The 15,957-nt window shown below is 52.0% G+C and carries 12 protein-coding genes, 1 tRNA gene and 1 pseudogene; 11 read left to right on the top strand and 3 right to left on the bottom strand.

Going from position 1 to position 15,957, the window contains the following annotated elements:
• Positions 1-139 precede the first annotated feature (139 nt).
• Positions 140-215 (bottom strand) — tRNA-Phe (locus ACMTNU_RS15570).
• Positions 216-750: 535 nt separating this feature from the next.
• Positions 751-1,431 (bottom strand): LuxR C-terminal-related transcriptional regulator, encoded by a 681-nt coding sequence (locus ACMTNU_RS15565; protein WP_413936221.1) that lies wholly within the window; start codon positions 1,429-1,431, stop codon positions 751-753.
• A 1,350-nt stretch (positions 1,432-2,781) separates the two neighbouring features.
• Here ACMTNU_RS15565 and ACMTNU_RS15560 point away from each other — a divergent pair.
• The 8 genes from ACMTNU_RS15560 (at position 2,782) to ACMTNU_RS15525 (ending at position 11,640) form a co-directional block, all read left to right on the top strand.
• Positions 2,782-3,366 carry a transcription termination/antitermination NusG family protein gene (locus tag ACMTNU_RS15560; RefSeq protein WP_413936220.1) on the top strand — a complete coding sequence of 195 codons (585 nt, stop codon included), beginning with the start codon at positions 2,782-2,784 and terminating at the stop codon, positions 3,364-3,366.
• A gap of 409 nt (positions 3,367-3,775) precedes the next feature.
• Positions 3,776-4,060, top strand: a complete 285-nt coding sequence (locus tag ACMTNU_RS15555) for a transposase (RefSeq protein ID WP_413936218.1) — start codon at positions 3,776-3,778, stop codon at positions 4,058-4,060.
• Positions 4,061-4,096: 36 nt separating this feature from the next.
• Positions 4,097-4,711, top strand: a complete 615-nt coding sequence (locus tag ACMTNU_RS15550) for a polysaccharide biosynthesis/export family protein (protein ID WP_413936217.1) — start codon at positions 4,097-4,099, stop codon at positions 4,709-4,711.
• Entirely contained in the window at positions 4,712-6,076 is a 1,365-nt protein-coding gene (locus ACMTNU_RS15545) for a hypothetical protein (protein WP_413936216.1), read from the top strand.
• 113 nt (positions 6,077-6,189) lie between these two features.
• Complete coding sequence (locus ACMTNU_RS15540) at positions 6,190-8,529, top strand: AAA family ATPase (RefSeq protein WP_413936214.1); 2,340 nt, start codon at positions 6,190-6,192, stop codon at positions 8,527-8,529.
• A gap of 246 nt (positions 8,530-8,775) precedes the next feature.
• Positions 8,776-9,282 (top strand): acyltransferase, encoded by a 507-nt coding sequence (locus ACMTNU_RS15535; protein WP_413936222.1) that lies wholly within the window; start codon positions 8,776-8,778, stop codon positions 9,280-9,282.
• Positions 9,279-10,475 carry a DegT/DnrJ/EryC1/StrS family aminotransferase gene (locus ACMTNU_RS15530; RefSeq protein ID WP_413936212.1) on the top strand — a complete coding sequence of 399 codons (1,197 nt, stop codon included), beginning with the start codon at positions 9,279-9,281 and terminating at the stop codon, positions 10,473-10,475. The genes ACMTNU_RS15535 and ACMTNU_RS15530 overlap by 4 nt, the downstream gene beginning before the upstream one ends.
• 79 nt (positions 10,476-10,554) lie before the next feature.
• Entirely contained in the window at positions 10,555-11,640 is a 1,086-nt protein-coding gene (locus ACMTNU_RS15525; RefSeq protein ID WP_413936211.1) for an NAD-dependent epimerase/dehydratase family protein, read from the top strand.
• A 134-nt stretch (positions 11,641-11,774) separates the two neighbouring features.
• Here the strand turns inward: ACMTNU_RS15525 and ACMTNU_RS15520 are convergent.
• Positions 11,775-12,535, bottom strand: a protein-coding gene (locus ACMTNU_RS15520) for an IS5 family transposase (RefSeq protein WP_413936209.1) whose coding sequence is annotated in 2 segments (ribosomal slippage) — positions 11,775-12,205 and positions 12,205-12,535 — 762 coding nt in all. Because the reading frame shifts where the segments join, the coding sequence is not laid out codon by codon here.
• A 133-nt stretch (positions 12,536-12,668) separates the two neighbouring features.
• On the opposite strand from ACMTNU_RS15520, the gene rfbC reads away from it, so the two are divergent.
• The 3 genes and pseudogenes from rfbC to ACMTNU_RS15505 all read left to right on the top strand — a co-directional run bounded on the left by rfbC (position 12,669) and on the right by ACMTNU_RS15505 (position 15,758).
• Positions 12,669-13,232 carry a dTDP-4-dehydrorhamnose 3,5-epimerase gene (rfbC, locus tag ACMTNU_RS15515; RefSeq protein WP_413936208.1) on the top strand — a complete coding sequence of 188 codons (564 nt, stop codon included), beginning with the start codon at positions 12,669-12,671 and terminating at the stop codon, positions 13,230-13,232.
• Between the two features lie 92 nt (positions 13,233-13,324).
• Positions 13,325-14,680 carry an NAD(P)H-dependent oxidoreductase gene (locus ACMTNU_RS15510; protein ID WP_413936207.1) on the top strand — a complete coding sequence of 452 codons (1,356 nt, stop codon included), beginning with the start codon at positions 13,325-13,327 and terminating at the stop codon, positions 14,678-14,680.
• A gap of 43 nt (positions 14,681-14,723) precedes the next feature.
• Positions 14,724-15,758, top strand: a pseudogene (locus ACMTNU_RS15505) (sugar nucleotide-binding protein).
• Positions 15,759-15,957 lie beyond the last annotated feature (199 nt).

Below are 15,957 nucleotides of genomic sequence, written 5' to 3'. Positions count from 1 at the left end.
GCGCGATTGCGGGATGCCGTGACCAGGCTGGAAGCGTTTACGAAGGCGGTTCTAAACGGGGAAAACGACGTTCAGGTGCCAGTTACTGCCACTTGGGTGCCAGTTGTTCAAAACGTGAATCCTCTAACTATGCGAAATGTGGTGCCGAGGGACAGAATCGAACTGTCGACACCAGCCTTTTCAGGGCTGTGCTCTGCCAACTGAGCTACCTCGGCACAATACAGATACGGTCCTGCGATGGGGAAGGATCAACTGCCACGTAAGGAACCGTTGAGCAGCTGCATCTTACCAAGGTCGCATGTCCGACTTCTACACTTTTTATGCGTCGGGAAGACTTAAAAAGCAGAGGATCGTGTAACTGCTGATCCATCTCGTGGTCAACACCCTGAGCAAGAATGTTGGTGACAGTTTTCAGGAAGAGTGTCAGGTTCCGAGATGAGTTTCAAGTTTCATGTTCCACGTTTCAGGTTGTCCGAAAACTTGAAACTACAAATTTGAAACATGAAACCAGACACTCCATACCTGCCACTCGCTACTCGAAACCCGAAACTTCTACGCGAGATACGCGTCACGCATGAGGTTCCGCGGCCGTAGGGTGCTTCACCGTTCGATACGCTCGCGCGTCATAAGTTAAATTGAAAGACAACTAACGTTTCATGCGCAGTTTCAGGTTCCACGTTTTCGGATAACCTTAAACACGAAACTCGAAACTCAAAACTATCGTAGTAGAGCCGTCGTGGGTTCTGTCGGTCAGTCGAGAACCGAATGAATCGTCTGGGCGTGGACGAGGAGTTTCTGTCGATTCGGCACACCGACCTTGTCGAAAATGTTCGTCAAATGATGACGGACCGTACTGTCGGAGATAGAGAGGGTGTGAGCAATGTCCTTATTAGAAAGACCTTGGCGGAGCAACTTGATGATCTCTCGTTCTCGGGCTGTGAGGCCATCAGGCCAGGTCGCGTATTCCTTTTCGACCAGGGGGCCCAAAGTGAGAGCCTGCCTCAGACTCGTGATGCCCACGACATTCTGTGCGCGGTGGGTGTGGTCAGAAACAGGGGGGTAGAGCGTGTCAATCAAGGCCAACACAACTTCCGGCGGTTGAATCTTCAGCAACACGCCATCCACGCCGCAGTCAAAAGCTTCGTGCATACGGTCCCTATCTTCAAATCCGCTCAACAAGAGGATTTTGCTCGTCGGAGCGGATTTCCTGATCCATCTGAGCGATCCCACGCTGTCTCGTTCGGTCTCCATATCTAGGATGAAGACGTCCGGGTGGACCTCCGGGAGACGCAGATCGGGTGTGATGCGCTGGTACTGTTGAACGACGAAGCGGCGAGTCGCGCAACTCTCAAAAATTTTCTGCAATCCCAACCACGCGAGGTGATGGCGGCTAATAATGGCAATGGTCAGTAGTGGAACGGTGGTGCTCATGACGACAACGCTTCTCCATGGTCGGTGGCGATTGCGAGTTCCGATACGCACGTTCCTCGGGCTAGCCCGAGCAGCAGTTCTGATGGTTGTACAGCAACGGTTCAAACTTCCGAGTTTCAGGTTCCATATTTCAAGTGTTCAGAAAACTCGAAACCAAAAATAATTCCCAAAACCAAAAGCTTGCAATTTGGCACTGGCCCTCTGCTCTAACTTCCGACCGCAGGCTTCCAGTTGGCCGTTTGATGCGTCACGGCCAAGTTCACATCAAACATAAAACTCGAAACCTGAAACGGCACATTGGTCCGTTGAAGGCTCGGACAATGTCGCGAAGTATGCCAGATGAGCTGCCGCTTTCCTATACGCAGAGATCCGTAGTAATGCCCGTAATAAGTCCACATAGACTCCGCGTATCAAAGCAAGGTGCATGCCATTGCGTTGATTTTCGATGGCAGCGATAGGAACAACGTAAGGTAAACTTCCAAGGATGGAATCGATAGAGAAATGATGATCATTCATATAATCATTAGATATAAGAATAGATGCGTACAACTATATATCTGATAGACGAAGCGAATGTTTCAGTTGTAGTGAAGGTAGAATCTTGGAAATCAAAGAAAGTCTAGCAGGTTGCGGAAAAACTCATTTGATGCGAACAAGATGGCTGAAAGTTTCCGTACAATGCTAATGCCCGAACAACTTCAGGATGCTCAAAAAGGTTGTCCAGCAAGGCCGCAGCGAGGGAAGAGGCGAGGCGTACGTTTCGGTACGTTGAGCCCTCTGAGCGATGCGAGAACGCCGCTGGCGGACTTTTTCAGCATCCTGCTAGGCCGGCGGTTGGTGTGGATCCTACTCGCACAAACCCGCAAGCAGACCGAGACTGTGATCTAAAAAAGCCGGACGGTGATTGAAGTGTTAGGAATCGAACACATTGCGCTGCACGCTTTGATTACGTGCTGTGGACAATGGCAAGTACTTGAAGACCTCTGGTGAATCTAAATAGATACTGTATCTCAAAAGATCCACGTTGAGGTTTTGCGAGGGTAAACCAGACTTCTCTCCTGAGAGTGTATTCGCAGAATCCTCTGTCCTAAACATACCAGCTGCCCTGTAATATCAACAATATATACATGGCCAGGCTATGGGTCAGCCGCACCATACTTCAACCCTCATCTGACTTGAACATCGAAACTCGGATAAACGTGCCGGATGTGGATACGCAAAAATCAGACATTTATCTAGTAGTAATGGACTTCAAGGACCCAGTATCTATAGGTCTGCATTACCCTATATTGGTAAGGCTATATGGGCTCAGCTCTTTGAAGAAGAGCATGGGAGTCACGGGGCGAAGCTATGATTGCTACCAGTCATCCAGGGCTTGTTGTAAAGAATGAACCAGTAAGCATACTGGAGCAAGAACGGGTCCCGCGATCGAACAGTGATTGCCAATGGTACGCCCTGCAAACCCAATCTCGTCATGAGAAGCAGGTTCGGGATCGACTGCAGGCAATAGGGATTGAACCCTTGTTGCCGGTGGGAAGGCAACGCCGTCAATGGTCGGATCGTAAGGTCTGGACCACGCTCCCATTGTTTACCGGCTATTGTTTTGCGAACTTTGCGCTCGTGAGGAGCCTGGTTGTATTGCAAACTCCTGGTGTCGTTCGCATTGTCGGTACAGTAAGACCTGAACCAATTCCGGCTGAAGAAATCGCGGTCTTCCAACGAGTAGCGTCGATGAATCCGGTGATGGAGCCATGCGACTATCTCACCGAAGGGGCATGGGTAGAAGTGATTCATGGTCCGCTTGTAGGTCTCCGTGGTCAATTCGTTCGCCGCACAAGTCACCATGGCTTGGTGATCCGCTCCTCCCTCCTGCAGCGGGCTGCCCTCATTCATATTGAAAGCGACGAAGTTGCTCCGGTGCAGCATCTCTCGTGACGCAAGCCTCGTGAAGCGTATTTCGCGTCAAGTTTCCGGACAACCTGAAATCTGAAACTTGAAACGTAAACTGGTTATGGGTGGAGGCTTGATGTTTGACGTTGGAGCATGCGGCTCAGACCTCAAACCTCGGACCTCTAACTTCTCAAGGGATGTCGCTTCACAGTATCACCTCTCACTTTTCACCCTTTACGCTCCATAGTTCACGTTTCACGCTTCACAAATGACGCTTCACCGTCCTGAGTTCCATCGAAGGGCGAGATACGCTTCACGGCTTCTTCTTTAGCGTTTCACGCTTCACGAGATACACTTCACGCGATTGAAAGTGACGCGACCTGCCTGCGCGAAGCCGCTCCGGCGAAGGCAGGGAGCACCGCTGGCTGATTTGTTCAGCATCCTGCAGAGAATCATGTCTAAGCGCCGCTTTACCCAAGATCAAAGAGCAGCCATCGTGTCTGAATTAGATGCCGGTGAGATGGCTGCAGATGTCTCACGTCGCTATGGGGTGTCTATTAGAACCCTCTACCGGTGGCGAGTGAAGTGTGCCGATGTAAAGCAGCCGGCGGCTGATAGCTGGCGATTACGCTCGCTGGAGGATGAGAATCAACGTCTCAAACGACAATTTGCTGAGCTGACGCTTGATTACGCAACACTCCGGGCAGCCTTGATCAGAGATGTGAGGGGGGACTGTTAGAGAGACCCGGATGATAGTTACTGCAAAGAGATAAGTATGAGGATGAGTCAAATACCCAATTGGATTTTCGTCGCCACCATAGCACTTGCTATGGTCGGATGCGCCGAAACGAGGGTGGATTACAGAGTCCATCTGACGGAGCCATCTGATTTTTTTCTTGGACCCGAAGATGTGCTGAAAGTGACGGTCTGGAAAAGTCCGGACCTCTCAGGTGAGGTAACCGTTCGTCCGGATGGCACGATCACCCTACCACTCATCGGGGATGTGCCGGCTGCGGGCCTGACTGCGAATGTGTTGGCGAAGCGCATCAGCGAGCGACTCACAGAATACGTGTCATCGCCGGTCGTCACAGTTCAAGTAAAGGAAGTGAACAGCTACTTCATTTATGTCATGGGAGAGGTCGTAAAGCCAGGCAAGTACCCACTGAAATCCTATGCCAATGTGATGCAAGGCGTTGCGCTGAGCGGCGGCTTCGCACCCTTTGCGAATAAGAATAAGATCAAGGTGTTACGCAATGTGAGTACCGGGGCTGCCGGACATGAAGAGAAGCACCAGATCGAAATTCCGGTGCGCTATGACGATGTGCTAAAGGGCACCGCCGTACCGGGAAATTTCATTCTACTGAGCGGCGATGTCATCGTGGTGCCGTAGTTGAGAAGAAGATCGCTCCTTGCGTATATCGCAGGCATCATCCTTACGATGGGTTTCGGGTCGGGTTCGCTCAGTCAGGCGCAGATGGGGGGCATGGGCGGGGGCATGGGTGGTGGAATGGGCGGAGGAATGCCGACCGTTCCAGGGACGGCATTCGGAGGAGCAACCGACCCAAGTTCGATTCGGCCTAGAGATGGGTTGCGCGTGATTCCCTCGATCCAAGTCTCGGAGCGATATGATGGTAATGTGTTTCTTGCACCGAAGAGCCAGCTTCAGGGACTAACCCCAGAAGATGTTGTGACCACAGTCGCGCCCCAAGTCAGAGGGTTATATGCCGATCATGAAAACCTGGTGAAGGCAAATGCAGTCGTGGGGGCGGTCGGCAGTTATTATGTGAACAATTCAGGACTGAGTTATGTGGGGGCGAATGCCGGTGTAGTTCTGGACATGAGCGATCTGGTGAGCCAATGGAGACCAGGGGCAAAGTGGACAGTGTCCGATTTGTTTTTTCATACTCCTCAGCCTCCTGCATTTCTCCAAGGAGGCCAATCAGGGGAACAGGTAAATCCGTTGGTGGCTGGTTTTCAGGCATCTAGGATCAAGACAACCTCCAATAGTGTCAACACTCTATTGGAGCTTCCGCTCACCAAGGCCGTCAGTTTGAGCGGAAGCTATAGGAACAGTTTTGTTAACTATGGAGAATCACAAGTCCCACAAGCCGCTAATCTGATTAGCCAACATACTCACGCTTATTCCGCTGGTCTCTTAGCGCAGGTTTCGCTGTATGACTCCGTGAGGATAGACTTCCTTGGTAATGAATTTGATCAAGGCAGACTAGGGGCGTTTAGCGCAAGGGGCGGTACCCTTGGCTGGATTCGCAGATTTACCTCTACCATTAGCCTGAAGGCGACAGGTGGTGCACAGGTATTGTCGGGAGAATTTAATGGGGCATCCTTCTCCTCGACGCTTGCACCATTCGGTAGTGTTGCCATACATTGGCAGGATCCTACGACGTTTATTACCCTCGCATACCGGTCCGGCATTAGTCCGTCATTTCAGTTCAAAGGGGCAGCTCTACTCAATCATTCCGTATCGTTCACCATGGCTCAAAATACTCCGATCCGTGATTTGGCCTGCCTGTTTGGAGGGAACTATAGCGTCGCTAGCGAGTACGGGTCAGATTCAGGATCTGCCATCTCCTGGACCTCAGTGGGAGGAACGGCTGGGTTGCGCTATCGGGCCACCCAGAAGCTGTTTCTCACACTAATCTATAACTACCAAAACATTGATAATGCATTCGGAGGGACACGTTTTGCATACGACAGGCACGTCGCCGAGGTGAGTCTAACCCAGGCCTTCTACTGAGGCTGAGGAAGAATCGTCAATAGGCAATTGCTGACTCAAAAGGACCGGCGGACGAGTAATACCATGCCTCCTGGCCCTCGCAGTGCCAGATTAAAGGAATTGAAACTGAGGAAATGAGCGTGCACGAAATTGAGACGCAGGCTGAGCCCAATCTGCAGACTGAGCCGCTGTCGGTGCTCATCCAGCAACATTGGGGCAACATCGTCCGCCGGAAATGGCTCATCCTCTGGTCCGCTGTGGCAGGGGTCGCCATTGCTGCGATTCTGTGCGTGGCCCTGCCAAAAAGTTATCGTTCCAGCGCCCTGATCCTGGTTGAAAATCAGAAGATCCCCGAAGACTATGTCAAGGGTATCGGAGGGGCCAACATCGAGCAGCGCTTGACGATGATTCACCAACAGGTGATGAGCCGGACGTTCCTGAGTCAGATAATGGACGAATTCAAGCTCTATGAGGACAAGGTTCGGAGAGAAGGGCTTGAACCGGCCATTGAGACATTGCGCAAAATGATCAAAGTGGAGACCGTGGGAACCCCCGGCCCATCGGGTAAGACGGTCGAGGCGATCACCCTTTCCTTTGCTGACGAAAATCCGACCACAGCTATGAACGTGACGGCAAAACTCGCGTCGTTATTTATCCACGAAAACATCAAGTCACGCGAGCAGCTAGTGACAGGTGTCACGGTCTTTCTGGAGCAGGAACTGGATGAAGCAAAAAAGAAGCTGGAGGCGAAAGAGCGCGCCATCAGCGAATACAAGACACGCTATGTAACCGAGCTTCCGGAACAGAAGGAAGCGAACCTCAGGGCATTGGATCGATTACAAACGGAACTGAACACGACTATAGAGGCTATTCATAGTCTCACTGCGAGGCAGAGTCTTTTCGAGAAGGCTGCGGCCCAATATGAACAGTATGAAATGAAAGACGGCACTGTAGGTCAGCCGATATTTCGGATGAGGAATCAGCCAGTTCAAAATCCCTTGGTCCTTCGCTTGAGCGAGCTTCAAAAGCAACTGGCGACATTGCTGGGGACCTACAAAGAGACATACCCGGATGTCATCATGCTAAGAGATGAAATCAAGAAACTAGAAGCTCACATAGCCGAACAATCTCTGATCGCAGAGCAGAAAATGCTTTCCCAACCCGAAGAAATCCAACCGGATCACGATGGGAGAACAGGAAGACTGTCCGACCCACAACTGCAGAATCTGTTGGCACAGAGGGATGAAGCCAAACTAGAGATCATGAATCTCAAGACAAAGGAAGCCAGAATCACACGGGAGATGAAGGATATTGAAGGTAGAGTCCAGCGGACGCCGTCGCGTGAACAACAATTAATGATCTTGCTGCGCGACTACGAGAACATGCAGAATAACTATCAAGCTTTGCTGGACAAACGGTTGAACGCCCACGTGGCGGAAAATCTTGAGAAACGTCAGCAGGGTGCACAGATCCGTGTGCTGGATCCAGCTAATCTTCCTCAGAAGCCGGAGAAGCCGAATCGATTGCTGATTATGTTCTTGGGCCTGTTAGGGGGATGTGGTCTTGGTGTAGGTCTGGCGCTGGGAATCGATCAATTGAATCCGACGTTCAAGCGGCGAGAAGAGGTGGAAGTCTTGCCTGGCATCCACGTGTTGGCGACCATACCGGAGTTCTTCACCGTGAGCCCTCAGATCAGCCCGATGCCGAAGACGAGTCCTCAGACCGGGAAGGTCATGCCTTTGACCTCCTCCGGAAATGGAAAGGAGCCCCGTCTGACAAATATGAATTTGATTGCCAAGTGGCAGCCCCGTTCGATCGCTGCCGAACAATATCGAATGGCCGCAACTAAGCTGGTACTCTCCTGTGAGGGACGCCATTCCACGGTTGTCGAAGTAACAAGTGCGCTCATGGGGGAGGGGAAGACAACCACCCTAGTGAATCTAGGCTATACGATTGCCAAAGATCTTGGTAAAAAAGTACTGCTTATTGATTGTGACTTTCAGCGGCCGACCCTTCACCACTATGCCATGGTACCCGCTCGAACGGGGTTGAATGAGTTCTTGGATGGCCAAGCGTCACTGGGGGACTGTTTGTCAGTGATCGATAAATCTCCATGCTCAATCCTATCGGCTGGTGCCATAGATGGGGGGACAAATGAACTTGGGAGGATTCAACAGCTGAAAGCGAAGCTGCCCGTATTTCGTGAGCAATTTGATTATATTTTCCTCAACACCCCACCCGTTTTGTCCAGCGCGAGTGTGGGCGTTTTGGCAAGTCTGGCTGATGAACTTGTGTGGGTGATCAGGGCACGATATGCACCCAAACATCTTGTGAAAAAGGCCTTCACAATGCTGGGATCGACGCTGCAACAGCAGGTGATTCTCAATTGGGTCGATGCGAAGAGCATGTCACACAATATGTACGGATATACGATGCCCTATGAATCGGATCATTTGGTTGAGAGACTGAGATAGTAGGGTTTACAAGTCGTCAGCACAGCACACAACGATTATTGACCTCCCCCTCAAGAGTTTTTCTCTCCTATTCCTGACATCACCTAATTCTGTGATCAATCGCTGGCCCATGATGGGATGTCATCAATCCTAAGGAAGGATGCTATGGAAGAGACGACGGAAAAGGCAGTCGCATATTCGAACCTTGGTTCTGAGCCGGACACGAGATTAGCCCGTCATGTGCCGATTACGACCATGGAAGTGAAGATGAGTGAGGCGCCTCTCAACGTGTATCTGTGCATTTCGCCCGATGTCAAGGTTGGGAACAATGTGAAGTTTTCCAAGTTCGTCAACCTCTATGGATGTGAAGTGGGTGATGACACAAAAATCGGCGCGTTCGTCGAGATTCAAAAGAATGCCAAGGTCGGGAAACGATGCAAGATCTCGAGCCACACGTTCATCTGTGAGGGAGTGACAATCGAAGATGAGGTCTTTGTTGGACACAACGTCACCTTCGTGAATGACACCTTCCCTCGCTCAACCACCGCAGCGGGCGCGTTGCAGACGGAAGCAGATTGGAAAGTCGAAACAACGCTAGTGAGAAAAGGCGCGTCTATAGGATCCGGCGCAACGATTCTTGCCAATGTGGTGATCGGGGAACATGCGCTGATTGGAGCCGGAGCGGTCGTCACAAAGGATGTGCCGGCGCATGCTGTCGTCGCGGGGAATCCAGGCAGGGTCGTGCGATATATCGAATCAAGGGGGCAGCAATGAGTAACGAGAAAATCCCGTTTCTTGATCTGGTCACAGTTCATCGCGAGTTACAGGACGAGCTGGTTGATGTGCTGAAAGCCGCCCTCAAGAACGCTGGATTTATCGGTGGGCCGATGGTGCAAGGATTTGAAGAGGATTTTGCACGATTCTGCGAGGCAAGATTCTGTGTTGGTTTAGGCAGCGGGACCGACGCCCTTCGGTTTGCCCTCATTGCTGCCGGTGTGAAGTCCGGAGACATCGTCATCACAGTTCCCAACACATTCATTGCCACAACCGAGGCGATATCCCAGGCAGGCGCTCGTCCTGATTTTGTCGATATCGATCCAAGAACCTATGCGATGGATCCTGGAAAGTTGCGCGAGTACCTGGAACATACATGCAGGTGGAATCCAAAGACGCGACAAGTCACTCACAATGCGACCGGTAAACCGGTCACGGCAGTCGTTCCTGTTCATCTCTATGGCCAGATGGCCGACATGGACGCCATTCTTGATTTGGCGACCCAGTACAACCTCAAAGTGGTCGAGGATGCGTGCCAAGCACAGGGAGCGGAGTATTTTTCACAGATAGACAGTCGGTGGCACAAGGCGGGCTCGATGGGACATGCCGCAGCATTCAGTTTCTATCCCGGCAAGAACCTGGGGGCCTGCGGTGAGGCTGGGGCAATGACGACCAATGATGAACAGGTTACCCATACCTGCCGACTCTTGCGTGACCATGGACAATCAAAAAAGTACTTCCACGATATCGAAGGCTATAACGGCCGCCTTGATGCGATCCAGGCCGGATTTCTGCGGGTCAAACTACGACATCTAGGCACATGGAATGAGCAGCGTCGGCAGGCTGCTGAACGGTACGACAAGTTGTTCGCAGGAGTGCAAGGACTCCTGACAGTGCCACATCAGCCGAGCTGGGCTCGGTCGGTCTATCACCTCTATGTCATACAGGTTGAGGATCGTGCTCGCCTCCAGCAAAAGCTGACCGACGTGGGTATCGGAACAGGGATTCACTATCCGGTCGCATTACATCTCACGAAAGCCTACGAACATCTTGGTTATCACGTGGGTGACTTTCCGATCGCCGAAAGGTCAGCAGCACATATCTTGTCGATCCCGATGTTCCCGGGACTCACTTCTGACCAGCAGGAGAGAGTGGTGACGGAAACTATGAAGTCTATTGCTGTCTACGGCTAGTCGGTAGTCAGGTGAAGATGTATAGCCGGCTGTAGCTGAGTTCCGCACATGCCGAAGAAGAAACAATAGGAAATAACATATGACCATCTTGGTTGTCGGCAATATGGGCTATGTAGGACCGGTCTTAGTGCAACACCTCCGACAGGCCTATCCCCAGGCTGTCCTTATTGGGTACGACGCGGGACTGTTTGCCCACTGCCTGCTCGGTGCAGTGGCGCTTCCAGAAATCATTTTGGATCGGCAGCTATTCGGAGATGTCCGCCATCTGGACAAGGCCGTACTCGAAGGAGTTGATGTGGTCGTCAATTTAGCGGCGATCTCCAATGATCCGATCGGCAACAGATTTGAAGACGCGACACTGGGCATAAACTACAAAGCGGCGGTGGAGCTCGCTGCAAAGGCCAAGTTGGCCGGCGTCCGTTCCTACGTGTTTGCTTCGAGTTGCAGCGTGTACGGATGCGCCGAGGAAGGGGCGAAGACGGAATCATCGATGCTGGATCCGCTCACCGCGTACGCTCGCTCAAAGGTAATGGCGGAAAAAGAATTGATCCCTATGGCGGACGAGCGATTCACGGTCACCTGCCTCAGGTTTGCGACGGCCTGTGGTATGAGTGATCGACTCAGACTCGATCTGGTTCTTAATGATTTCGTCGCCGGCGCGCTGACTCAGAAGAAGATCGTCGTCATGAGCGACGGGACTCCATGGCGTCCGTTAATCAACGTCAAGGATATGGCTCGAGCTATGGAGTGGGCCATAGGCCGCTCAGCGAAAAACGGCGGGAAAGGACTGATTGTCAACGTGGGCAGCAATGAATGGAATTGCCAAGTGAAAGACCTGGCTCATGCCGTGGCCGCCGCCATTCCGGACGTCGATGTGTCGATCAATGCCAATGCCCCACCCGACAAGCGCTCATATCGTGTGAATTACGATTTATTCAAAGAACTGGCTCCTGGCTTCCAACCACGATTCGATCTGAAATCCACGATTCTCGATATGACGGACGGGTTGCAAAAGGCCGGGTTCCAGAATGCGGCATACCGCGAGTCCCAGTACATGAGACTAAATGTTATCAGCAGATTCCGCGAACAGGGATTGCTGGACCAAAAGCTAGGGATGACCTTTACCGGCGCGAGAGAAAAAGTGTTACAGATTCAGCCCGCTTGATGACAGCGCAGGTGTCGAGGACCAAAGCGAAGGTAGATTGAACAGTCGTGGTTTAAAAACAGACTTTTTAAGGGAACAGACCTTCTCACGGCTATCACAAAACATAACCGACTCACTTGTCCTAGGCTCAGGACTCATTCTTTGAGATAGAAGATGGCGGTTGCCGCGAGACAGATCGCCGAGAAAAAGGTGTGGGCACAGCGATCATACCGCAGGGCAATCCGACGCCAATCCTTGATCCGCCCGAACATGATCTCGATGTTGTGGCGTTGTTTGTAGAGGGATTTGTTGTAGCGGCGGCGTGTCGTTCGGTTTTTGCGAGGCGGAATGCAGGGTGTGACGCCCTGCTTCTTGAGGGCGGTGATGAACCAATCCGCATCATAGCCGCGGTCGGCGATCAGGTGTTTGGTGTTGGATAGACTGGGGAGCAGGCATCTTGCCCCGGTGTAATCGCTGGTAGGCCCTGCGGTCAGCAACAGGTGTATGGGCCTGCCCGTATCGTCGCACACCGCGTGCAGCTTCGAATTCAGACCACCTTTCGTACGGCCAATACAGCGGGATGCTCCCCCTTTTGGAGCAGACTGGCCGCTGTTCGATGGGTCTTCAGATAGGTGGCGTCGATCATCAGGCAGTCTCGGGGCCCGGGCTGTCGCGCCAACTCGCGAAAGATCTTGTTAAAGATTCCCGCTCGGCTCCAGCGTACAAACCGGTTGTAGAGCGTCTTGTGCGGGCCATAGGCCTTCGGCGCATCCTTCCATTGCAGGCCGTACCGAATGACATAGATGATCCCACTGATGACCCGTCGATCATCTACTCGTGGGATACCGTGCGACAAGGGGAAATAGGGCTTGATCCGGTTCAACTGCTGCGGGGTCAACAGAAACATGTCACTCATGGCCACCTCCAGCCAGAGTGAAACACAGATCACTTACGGAGGGAACCAGTAAACTTAATGAGTCCTGAGCCTAAGGGTGCAAAGGTGCTCAAGGGCAACAGAGAGACGGGAAAGGGAAGAAGGGGGGCATGAAATGATTTTTACAGAAACAAAGCTGAAAGGCGCCTACATTATTGACCTGGAACGCCGAGAAGATGCGCGTGGGTTCTTTGCTCGCGCATTCTGCCAGAAAGAGTTTGAGGCGCATGGGCTGACACGTATCATTGCCCAAGCCAATGTGGCATTTAACGCGAAGAAAGGGACCTTGCGAGGAATGCACTTTCAATTTCCTCCGGCAGGAGAAAGCAAGCTCGTGCGTTGCACGAGAGGAGCGATTCTCGACATCATCGTTGATCTTCGTCCCGAAAGCCCGACTTACCTTGAGCATATCGCAGTTGAACTGAGCGAAGACAATCAGCGCTCAATTTATGTGCCGGAACGGTTTGCACATGGTTACCAGGCGCTGAGGGATAGCACAGAGACAAGCTATCAGGTCGGGGAATTCTATACGCCCGGATGTGAAGGCGGTCTGAGACATGACGATCCACGGTTGAAACTTCAGTGGCCTCTTCCTGTGGCCAGCATCTCGGAAAAGGACACGCTGTGGAAATTGCTTGATGATATCGAACCGGAGCTCAAACGTAAAATGAGCGTGTAGCAGCGATCATGGTCAAGCCACACAGTCAATCGTGAACCAACTGATGGCATCTCGGCAAGATTACAGCACGATCCTGGTGCAAGGAGGTAGATATGATCCTAGTAGACAGTGCCCTCAAGGCTCGAGAAGCGGAAGGAAAACCGATTCGTGTCGGCATGGTCGGCGCGGGGTTTATGGGTCAGGGACTGACCAATCAGATCACCCACAGCGTCCCAGGGATGCGCATGGCGGCCGTGTCGAACCGTCACCTGAAGCGGGCCTTCGACGTGTATACCTATGCAGGGCATGACGAAATAGTTGAGGCGACGACGCAGCAACGCCTGAATGAGGCGATTCGTGCCGGAAAGCCGGTCGTGACCGAAGATGCATTTCTGATCGCACGGTCCGAAGAGATCGATATTATCATTGACGTCACGGGATCGGTCGAATTCGGGGCCCATGTCGTTCTCGAATCGTTCAAACACGGTAAAGACGTCGTGCTGATGAATGCTGAAATTGACGCTACGATCGGTCCGATCCTACAAGTTTATGCGGAAAAGTACGGGGTCATCATGTCGGCCTGCGACGGGGATGAGCCGGGGCTTCAGATGAATCTCTATCGATGGGTAAAAGGGTTGGGACTGATCCCACGCGTAGTCGGAAATATCAAGGGACTTCAAGATCCCTATCGGAATCCGACCACCCAAAGGGGATTTGCCGAGCGTTGGGGACAGAATCCCGCTATGGTGACGAGCTTTGCGGACGGCACGAAGATCAGTTGTGAGCAAACGATTGTGGCGAATGCGACCGGATTTGTCGTGAGATCCAGAGGGATGTCTCGGGGACTTGAGTATAAAGACGACATCCTCAAGATCGGCAAGCTCTATGACATCGACGAAATTCGACGGCTCGGCGGGATCATTGATTACGTCGTGGGTACGCCGCTCACCAAGGCTTTTGTCCTGGCCGAACATCCCGATCCCAAACAACAACACTACCTAAATCTCTATAAGATGGGGGAGGGGCCCTTGTATTCGTTTTTTGTTCCCTACCATCTCGTTCACTTCGAAGCTCCCAACGCGATCGCGCGAGTAGCGCTATTCCGCGATTGTCTTGCCAAGCCGTTGGGCGGTCCTGTCGTCGAAGTCTGTACCGTGGCGAAGCGCGACCTTAGGGCGGGCGAGGTTCTTGATGATTATGGGATGTACATGACGTACGGCGAGGCGGTAAATACGGACGAAATGAGTAATGGCCGGTACCTTCCCGAGGGACTGGTTGAGGGGTGTATCCTCAAAAAAGATATTAAGAAGGACGATGTCATCACGTATGACGATGTGAAACTGCCGTCAGGCCGGTTGGCCGACAAGCTTCGTGCGGAGCAGTACAAATATTTCCGTGGAGAGACATGGCTTGAAGAATATCTGCGTGTTTCCGAGCTCGAAGAGGTCGGCGTAGAATCTGGTCGGTAAACCTATTTCTGCCTGAAAATGCCATACATGAAGGGTTAAAGGCATGTCATGCGTTGCAGTGATTGGAGTGTCGGGACGAGTCGGTGATGGTTTGCGCCGTTTCTCTCCCGAGGGAACAGAAGTTATTGGTTTAACACATAAGCGACCTCCAAATAAGGAGGGATTTGCGGGAGTGATTGAAGATTTTGATATCACTGACGAGCGTAAAGTAAATGAAATAGTCAGGTCGCTCGCAAGCAGTGGCGTCAGAACGATAATTAATAGCGCTCGACCGGGTGAAGGTGTGGATGTAATCGAAGTGGAACGGTACTCTGAGAATCCAACAGCACTCTCCGCATTTCAAATTAACAGTCGTGGCGCAGAACTGCTGGCTGGCGCATGCGCTGCCAGCGCGGCGAACGGAAATCCGATCCTTCTTCATCTTTCAGCCGAGACCGTGTTTGGTGACAATGTGCATGGGAGGAAGTACACAGAAGAAGCTGAGTCGCCTGTACCTGTGGACTCAATAGGTAAATCTGGATATACAGATTCCGATGATCTGCCAACTTGGGATGGCCTTACACAATATCTGGGTGAATGAAAGGTCTTGGAGAGATATCCTGAAGGTTCGGTCGTCGTTCGAATGCACGGTGTCCAGGGACCACGAGGAAGCTTCTTCGCCAGAACAGCCTCTGAGGTCCGAACCGGGGAGCCATTTACGCGAGTAAAGGACATGTATGTGGCTCATCTCACGGATGCAACGGTAGCCAAAGCTATTCTCGCAATAGAAGAAGCCATGCATGACCCTCAGAGGAGCACAAGAGGGATCTATCACGTATGCGCAAGCACCGCCTGTACTCCATATGAGATTGCATTGAAGTTGGCTGACAGCTTTGGTCAGCCACGGAACCTGATCACGCCCATCAACCTGGAGGAATTGATCAGATCAAGTAGGAATGCAGGCCGACCTTACGCACGACGCCCTCACTACACAATTCTTGATGTTGCGAAGTTTGAGCGGGATTTCTATTGCTTGCCTACGGCCGAGGCATCGATTGATGAGTATGTGGGTTTATACGGGTATTTATTTAATGGGTGACCGACTGCGACAACGATTCCAGGAATATTTGCCACATCGTCTTGCCGACGTTACACACCACGTCATGAGCCTCTCTGCGAAAAGGCAGGCACTATTCGGTCGAGGTACATGAAGTCTATCCTTGCCAGATCGGAAGCTGCTCCGAAGTGTGAATCAGCCCTTCTGTAGGTAACAAATGATCCAATTTCTGTTCGGTCTT

It is taken from the genome of Nitrospira sp. BLG_1 (assembly GCF_047338595.1).
Lineage (GTDB): Bacteria > Nitrospirota > Nitrospiria > Nitrospirales > Nitrospiraceae > Nitrospira_D.
The sequence above is the reverse complement of the archived record's forward strand: the minus strand, read 5'-3'. Positions and strand labels throughout refer to the sequence as shown.

Bases quoted from the DNA above. Each gene is read 5' to 3' on its own strand.
- ACMTNU_RS15565 (WP_413936221.1), bottom strand. From the start codon at position 1,431: ATGAGCACCACCGTTCCACTACTGACCATTGCCATTATTAGCCGCCAT.
- ACMTNU_RS15560 (WP_413936220.1), top strand. From the start codon at position 2,782: ATGATTGCTACCAGTCATCCAGGGCTTGTTGTAAAGAATGAACCAGTA.
- ACMTNU_RS15555 (WP_413936218.1), top strand. From the start codon at position 3,776: ATGTCTAAGCGCCGCTTTACCCAAGATCAAAGAGCAGCCATCGTGTCT.
- ACMTNU_RS15550 (WP_413936217.1), top strand. From the start codon at position 4,097: ATGAGGATGAGTCAAATACCCAATTGGATTTTCGTCGCCACCATAGCA.
- ACMTNU_RS15540 (WP_413936214.1), top strand. From the start codon at position 6,190: ATGAGCGTGCACGAAATTGAGACGCAGGCTGAGCCCAATCTGCAGACT.
- ACMTNU_RS15535 (WP_413936222.1), top strand. From the start codon at position 8,776: ATGAGTGAGGCGCCTCTCAACGTGTATCTGTGCATTTCGCCCGATGTC.
- ACMTNU_RS15530 (WP_413936212.1), top strand. From the start codon at position 9,279: ATGAGTAACGAGAAAATCCCGTTTCTTGATCTGGTCACAGTTCATCGC.
- ACMTNU_RS15525 (WP_413936211.1), top strand. From the start codon at position 10,555: ATGACCATCTTGGTTGTCGGCAATATGGGCTATGTAGGACCGGTCTTA.
- rfbC (WP_413936208.1), top strand. From the start codon at position 12,669: ATGATTTTTACAGAAACAAAGCTGAAAGGCGCCTACATTATTGACCTG.
- ACMTNU_RS15510 (WP_413936207.1), top strand. From the start codon at position 13,325: ATGATCCTAGTAGACAGTGCCCTCAAGGCTCGAGAAGCGGAAGGAAAA.